The sequence below is a fragment of the Pseudotamlana agarivorans genome (assembly GCF_001642835.1).
Lineage (GTDB): Bacteria > Bacteroidota > Bacteroidia > Flavobacteriales > Flavobacteriaceae > Pseudotamlana > Pseudotamlana agarivorans.
In genome coordinates, this window is the sequence record NZ_LXEI01000002.1 from 606310 (window position 1) to 613319 (window position 7010).

Below are 7010 nucleotides of genomic sequence, written 5' to 3' on the forward strand. Positions count from 1 at the left end.
TTATAAATTTAAAATTCTAAAATAAATATTCCATGAAAATTGGATCACTACCATCATATTTGAAACATTGTATTTTTTTCCTATTCATCGCATCTGTTGTGAATGGGCAGCAGAATAAAAATCAGTTTCCCGATGGCACAGTGATTTCTAAATGGTTTAGTGATTCTTCTAAGCTTAAGTTGAATGATTTAGGTAAACCTTATAAAATAACAGATTACGGTGTGTTGCTTGATAGTACCGTTGTTCAAACGATAAAAATTCAAGCTGTTATAGATTTAGCGTCTAAAAATGGAGGAGGTGTTGTTATCATTCCTAATGGTGTTTTTTTAAGTGGCGCCTTATTTTTTAAACCTAAAACACATCTCTATCTAGAAAAAGATGCCGTTTTGAAGGGATCAGATCTTATTGAAAATTATCCTATCATGCCATCACGAATGGAGGGGCAAAATATAAATTATTTTCCAGCATTGGTAAACGCTTATGGCGTAGATAACTTTTCAATTTCAGGAAAAGGTACGATTAATGGTAATGGTTTAAATTACTGGAAAGCTTTTTGGAAAAGGAGGGAGGAGAACCCTAAATGTACCAATCTCGAAGTTTCGAGACCGCGTTTAGTTTTTATTTGGAACTCCAATAATGTGCAACTTCAGGATGTTAAATTAATTAACGCAGGTTTTTGGACTAGCCATTATTATCAATGTGATTATATAAAATTATTAGACCTATATATTTATTCTCCAGATAAACCTGTAAAAGCTCCTAGTACAGATGCTATTGATTTAGATGTGTGTAATAATGTATTAATAAAAGGTTGTTATATGTCGGTTAATGATGATGCCATTGCCCTAAAAGGAGGAAAAGGGCCTTATGCAGAAACTACAGCAGGTAACGGGGTTAACTCTAATGTTATTATAGAAGATTGTGAGTTTGGATATTGCTCATCGGCCTTAACTCATGGTAGTGAAGCCATTCATAACCGAAATATTATCATGAGAAATTGCAAAGTCGATGGTGCTTTACGATTACTTTGGTTAAAAATGAGGCCTGATACTCCGCAGCTTTATGAATATATTTTAGTAGAAAACATTAAGGGACATGTGAATAAAGGTTTAGAAGTTTACCAGTGGAAACAATTTTTTGATTTGGATGGACGTATGGATCCTCCTTTGTCTACTGGAGAACATATTACCATGCGCCATTTAGATCTAACTTGCGAACGTTTTTTTGCAGTAGATGCTTACCACCATATTAAACTGAAAAATTTCACTTTCGAGGATTCTAAAATTTCATCTAAAGATGCCAACATTAAAAAAAGACTAGTTGACGGTATTCACTTTAATAATGTTACCATAAATAATCACCTGGTTCGCTAGGTCATGATATCACTATAACCCCATGTGATTAAAGGTTTACGTTTTGATAAGTGGCTATTTTAAATCATTAAAATGAAATTACATATCATCGTTTACTTCAATCCAATAACCATTAAGGTCTTGAAAGTAGACTTGTTTTATTCCATCTTTTCTGATATAGTCCTTATTTGGTGTATCAATCCAATCGGAGTAATCGATTTTCAACTTTTCTAAATGTGTTATAAAAGCTTCAATATTAGTTGTCGCCAAAGCAAAATGAACGGCTTTATTGGTTTTTATTTCAGCATCTGGACGGGGAATGAGGTGAAGTTGTTTGCCTTCACCTAGCAATAACCATCTTGTTTTGGAGTTTGAAGCTGTATTCTTAATTTCTTGAAGATCCAGAACTTTTTTATAAAATTCGACAGATTTATCGACATCTTTTACAGAAAGTGCTATATGGTTTATTGAAAAGGTAAACATTTGAAGCGCTTGCATATTCATTTTTAATTTATCTCGATTTTTTTTGGAAAGGTTTACTACTCAAAATATTACTTTAAATTGATACCATGCCAAAATTACTATGTTGTAATATAAGCTTAGCGGTTAATCAATTATTGTTTCTATAAAACCTTTATTAGCATTTTCACTTTGATTAAATACAATAATATCATTATTAAGTAAAGTGAAAAGTCATGATTGTAAGTGCTGTTGAATAATTTCGCTATTAGAAAACCGTCTTGTAATTTTAATTTATGTTGGTTTTAATTATTTTACGAGTTATATTAATGTTATCTGATGTTATAAATTTTATAAAATAAATTCCTTTGGAAAGGTGGGATAAATCAATTTCATTATTGATAAAGGAATTATGGCTAAAATGAATTTTGCCTAAAGTATCGTATACTTCTATTTTAATGATAGGTTTATTGTCGGAAGATTTCCATTGCAACTTGTTTGAGAATGGTACAGGAAAAACTTTAAAATTTGAGTCTTGTGAATTGTCATTGTCAATTAATGAAAGCGTTGATGAATTAAGATAAAATCCAGCTTTTTTTACAAAATAATAGCTAGTGATGATATCAAATTTATTATCGTTATTGATGTCATCTAAAATAATATCCCGATCTAAACTTAATAAATAACCAACATTGTCAATTAGCATCATAGATCCAAAACCTGAATTGTCATTCAGGTAATAAAACACCTTTTCATCACCACCCTCGCTTGACGATTCATTATGAACGCATACTAAATCTTTATACCCGTTATTATCAATATCTTCAAAAGAAAATTCTGTTACGCCACTATTACTGTCTATAGGAATTATGGTTGAGGAAAAAGTACCATTATTATTTTTAATCCAATAGATTCCCATATTACCACTTTTGTATCCTCCAGAAATAATATCTAAATACCCATCATTGTCAACATCTTCTAAAGCTATAGGGTCAGTTGTAATTGATTCCATAATTAGAATATTGGTAAAATTCCCAAGACCATCATTTTTCAATAGGTATATCCGTGAGTAATTTTTTGAGCTTACAATGATGTCAATATCACCATCACGGTCTATATCGCCAGCTGTATATTTATTTGGAATAAAGCCGTATGTGTTGTCGGTGAAAACAGACAAATCTCCAAAAGTTAAATCACCATTGTTTTTTATCCAAGCAATTTTATTAATTCTGTCAATGGGATCATAAAACCTAACAAGTATATCTTTATGAGTATCACCATCTATATCCTCTAAAATTATATTACCATCTATGTTACCATAGGCATAATCATTACTAACAAAAGTAGCATTACCATTATTTAAAAACACTTCTATAGTGCCATATTTAAGTCCAATGATGTCTTTATCACCATCAGAATCTAAATCAGAAATATTTACATCCATAAACGATTCACTTTCACCGGATGAGGAAATAAGTTTGTAGGAACTATAGTTAGCATTACCATGGTTTTCAAACCAAATAATGTCTTTACAGCTTAAAATAATATCTTTAAAACCATTATTATTTAAGTCTGCGGATTTAATATCTCTTGGAACCCCAAAATAATAATTTATGATGGTTTCTTTAAAATCATTTCCTGAATTATGATTTTTAAATAATGAGACCTTTGATGAATCATAAGAAGTTGATATAATATCATTACTTTTATCGTTGTCAATATCATCTATAATAAATGCTTTAGGGTTACTAATATTGTCTGTGATTAAAAGCTTATTGCTGAAACTACCCTTCCCTAAATTTTTATACCAACTTAAATTATCATTGGTCCAAAAGGAAACCACAATATCTTTAATCCCATCGTTATCTATATCTTTTACGTGTATTTCATATGGTTCTTGAATGGTATCATCAATAATAACGGCATTGTTACTGTCAAAAGTTAGTCCGTTTTGATTGATTATATATCTTACATTATCTGTACTGTAACTGTTTGCTGTAATGATATCTAAAAAACCATCCTCATTTACGTCCAGAAAATCTATAGCAGTTCCATTATCAGAGCCACCAGTAATTCGTTTTCTAGTATCATAAGTATTGTTACCTAGATTTTTCGCCCAATATATTGAGCCATCATCGTGACTTGAAACAATATCTAGAAGGTAATCATTGTTTAAATCAGCAGTTTTAATTTTTACTGTTCCATAAACGCCATTATAGATAGTTACTGGGTTTTGAAAATTGCCTGCAGTTAAATTTTCAAATAATATTACAGTTTCATCCTGTCCGCCTGTAAGAATATCCAAATCACCATCATTATCTATATCGGAAACATTTATTGTAAGTGGACCATTAATTGTATTTGAAATAATAATTTCATTTGAGAAAACACCATTGCCTAAGTTTTCAAACCAAACAATTTTATCTTGAGCGCTACTACTTGTTGCTATTATATCTTCTAAACCATCATTATTTAAATCTCCATGAGCAATGCAACTTGGGATGTCTATGGCCTGAGATGAAATTATTTGACGTTGAAAATGAGAAAAATCACCTAACACATTCTTGTACCACATTATCGTATCGTCATAAGAAGTTACGACTAAATCCTTATAATTGTCATTATCCAAATCAACCAATAACAATGAAGTTGATATTGTTGCGGTATGTGTTTCATCAACTAAAATAGCTTCATCATCAAAGTGTATTTGGGCAAACGTTACACAGGAAAAAAAAAAGAATAAAAGTGTAAATGTTTTTGTCATATTTGAGGTTTAATTGGCAAGCCTTGAATTATAGCTACTATTGAAAATTGAATTTTAGATCTAAATTTTTAATTCTCTTTTATTTTTTGAGCGCTAAAGATAAGTTTAATCTTATGTCGTTATATAAATTAAGTGCATTTTTTTACCCGACTGAACACATTATTGTTTTATTTATAATTATGTAGCCTTTATTCAGGACAGGTCAAAATTGGTGGCAACGGCTCTAATATACGTAGTGCGGGATTACAAGACTCTTCACTATCAAACCGCTACGTTGTCTATTAATTGCTATAATGTTCAAATTAACCAAACCGCCCCGCATTACGTATATTAATTGTTAGTAATCGTTTTATTCGGTTCTTAAGCTATATAAATACCTAAATACTCTTAGAAGTATTTATTATTCACTTCCATATGCTCTTTGAAATGCTTTATCATATATTCCTTTGTGATCAACCACGCCATTTTCTTTTACATATGCATTATACGCTTCAATGAGTTCTTTTCTTTTGTCAGGGTATTGATTAGATAAATCATTGATTTCAGAAGGATCTTTCTCCATATTATATAATTGCCAATCTCCGTTGCCAAAAGGAGCTACAAGACGCAGTATTTTCCAATCACCTTTGATGTAGGCTTTCATTTCAAACAATTCATACCCAATGCCTTTATTGCGCTGCTTCTGCTTTTCGCTTCCATCCAATACGGTTTTGAAAGATTCGCCAATAGGTGTTTTTACAGTTGTTCCGTTTACTTCCTTTGGATACTCAATACCTGCATAATCAAGAAGCGTTGGCATAATATCTGTCACATGGAGTAAGCTGTTGTTTATGCCTTGGTTTGCACTTTTGCCCAAAGGTTTTACAATCAATGGTGATTTTATACCACCTTCCGAAGTAAAGCTTTTAAACATTCTGAAATTAGCAGAAGATGCCTGTGCCCATCCTGCACCCATATCGATAAAGGAGTTGGGCAAGCCTCTATTTTCTAATTCGTTATTGAAGGTAGCTAAGTATTTGCCATCTGCATTACCAGGATAGGTTGTGGCAGGTGCACCATTTGCTCCATTATCCGAGAAGAACAAAATGATGGTATTGTCATAGAGGTTATTTGCTTTTAAATAATCGGTCAATCGCCCTACGAATACATCTATATAATCTACCATAGCGGCATAGACTTCCATGTCTCGAGCCTTTTCTTTTTTCGATTGTTCATCCAAAGTCTCCCAAGGTTGCACCATTACATTGTGACTTAACTCTTCTTGTGCAACATCTTCCGAGATAATCCCTTTTTCTAATAAGCCTTTAACGCGTTCCTTACGAAGTTCATCCCAACCTTTGTCATAGCGTCCTTTGTATTTCGCGATATATTCTGCTGGTGCATGCAGCGGGTCGTGTGGAGCGGTAAATGACAAATAGGCCAAAAATGGTTTTTCGGCTGTTTTGTTTTTATCAATGAAATGTATAATGGAATCCGTATAGTTTTTGGTAGAATAGAAATCTTCAGGAAGTGTAGTTACCCGCTTACCATTGCGTCTATAAGTAACAGTGGTTTCAGCACCTAATGCTCGCATATCATTCCAATGGCTCGCTGCACCTTCGGCAAAGGAAAAAGTTTCCTTAAACCCTCTGGCAAAAGGGCTTTGGTCATCAGTTTCACCTAAATGCCATTTGCCTGACAAATAAGTATTATAGCCTCTTGCAGCTAAAACCTCAGGTAAGGTAGCCACTTGATTAGAAAGATGACCAGCATAACCAGGTAATCCTTCAATTGTGGGGTAAATGGATTCGCTCATAACTCCAAGTCCCGCCACATGATTGTCATTACCAGACATTAATGAAGAGCGTGTAGGAGAGCAGGTCGGTAAAACATGAAAATTGGTAAACTGCATACCTTCCTCGGCTAATGCATCTAATGTTGGTGTATTGATTTCACCGCCAAAAGCTCCTATGTCTGTGTAACCCAAATCATCTGCGACAATAATCAGGAAATTTGGAGTGTTAGTTATTGATGTTCCCTTTTGTTCACTATTTTGCCTGTTATTACATGCTGTCAGAAATACTAAAAGAATTCCTAAAACTTGAATTTTAGTCTTCATAATGCTTTATTTTAAAAAATGCTAACAATAAATTTAGCAAAAATTATGTTATTTTTTTTAAAGATAGATAATCTAATCCCCCTATCTATTCTTTCCATGTCTTGTCCTGAAATGGGTTGACCTTTTTGGGGTTAAAAATTTCATTTATAAATATCGTTTTTCTTCTCGGAACATTGACAACTTTTTCAAAAAATTCCTTACGGGTTTTGAAAAAATTGCCAACATTGCTAGACCACTTCTCTGGCATATGATTTATATTTTATCGAATTGTATTTTCTATGAATAAACTCTGGAGTTTCTAATCCTAAGCTCCAGTGCAAGCGTTGTTTATTGTAAG

At 32.5% G+C, this 7010-nt stretch carries 4 protein-coding genes; 1 reads left to right on the forward strand and 3 read right to left on the reverse strand.

All coding sequences use genetic code 11. The features are described 5' to 3' along the window. Positions 1–32 precede the first annotated feature (32 nt). The gene (locus A6I66_RS05780) at positions 33–1373 is read left to right on the forward strand and encodes a rhamnogalacturonidase (RefSeq protein ID WP_067146516.1); all 1341 of its coding nucleotides are present in this window, start codon (positions 33–35) and stop codon (positions 1371–1373) included. Positions 1374–1451: 78 nt separating this feature from the next. Here A6I66_RS05780 and A6I66_RS05785 read toward each other — a convergent pair whose 3' ends face one another. The 3 genes from A6I66_RS05785 to A6I66_RS05795 form a co-directional block, all read right to left on the reverse strand. Beyond that, positions 1452–1856 carry a VOC family protein gene (locus A6I66_RS05785; protein ID WP_317047663.1) on the reverse strand — a complete coding sequence of 135 codons (405 nt, stop codon included), beginning with the start codon at positions 1854–1856 and terminating at the stop codon, positions 1452–1454. 244 nt (positions 1857–2100) lie between these two features. Then, positions 2101–4575 carry a T9SS type A sorting domain-containing protein gene (locus A6I66_RS05790; RefSeq protein WP_067146518.1) on the reverse strand — a complete coding sequence of 825 codons (2475 nt, stop codon included), beginning with the start codon at positions 4573–4575 and terminating at the stop codon, positions 2101–2103. A 400-nt stretch (positions 4576–4975) separates the two neighbouring features. Then, positions 4976–6673, reverse strand: a complete 1698-nt coding sequence (locus A6I66_RS05795) for an arylsulfatase (RefSeq protein ID WP_084399490.1) — start codon at positions 6671–6673, stop codon at positions 4976–4978. Positions 6674–7010: the final 337 nt, after the last annotated feature.

What these genes read in the sequence shown, in the direction of transcription:
- A6I66_RS05790 (WP_067146518.1), bottom strand. Translation starts at nt 4,575, where the DNA reads ATGACAAAAACATTTACACTTTTATTCTTTTTTTTTTCCTGTGTAACG.
- A6I66_RS05785 (WP_317047663.1), bottom strand. Translation starts at nt 1,856, where the DNA reads ATGAATATGCAAGCGCTTCAAATGTTTACCTTTTCAATAAACCATATA.
- A6I66_RS05795 (WP_084399490.1), bottom strand. Translation starts at nt 6,673, where the DNA reads ATGAAGACTAAAATTCAAGTTTTAGGAATTCTTTTAGTATTTCTGACA.
- A6I66_RS05780 (WP_067146516.1), top strand. Translation starts at nt 33, where the DNA reads ATGAAAATTGGATCACTACCATCATATTTGAAACATTGTATTTTTTTC.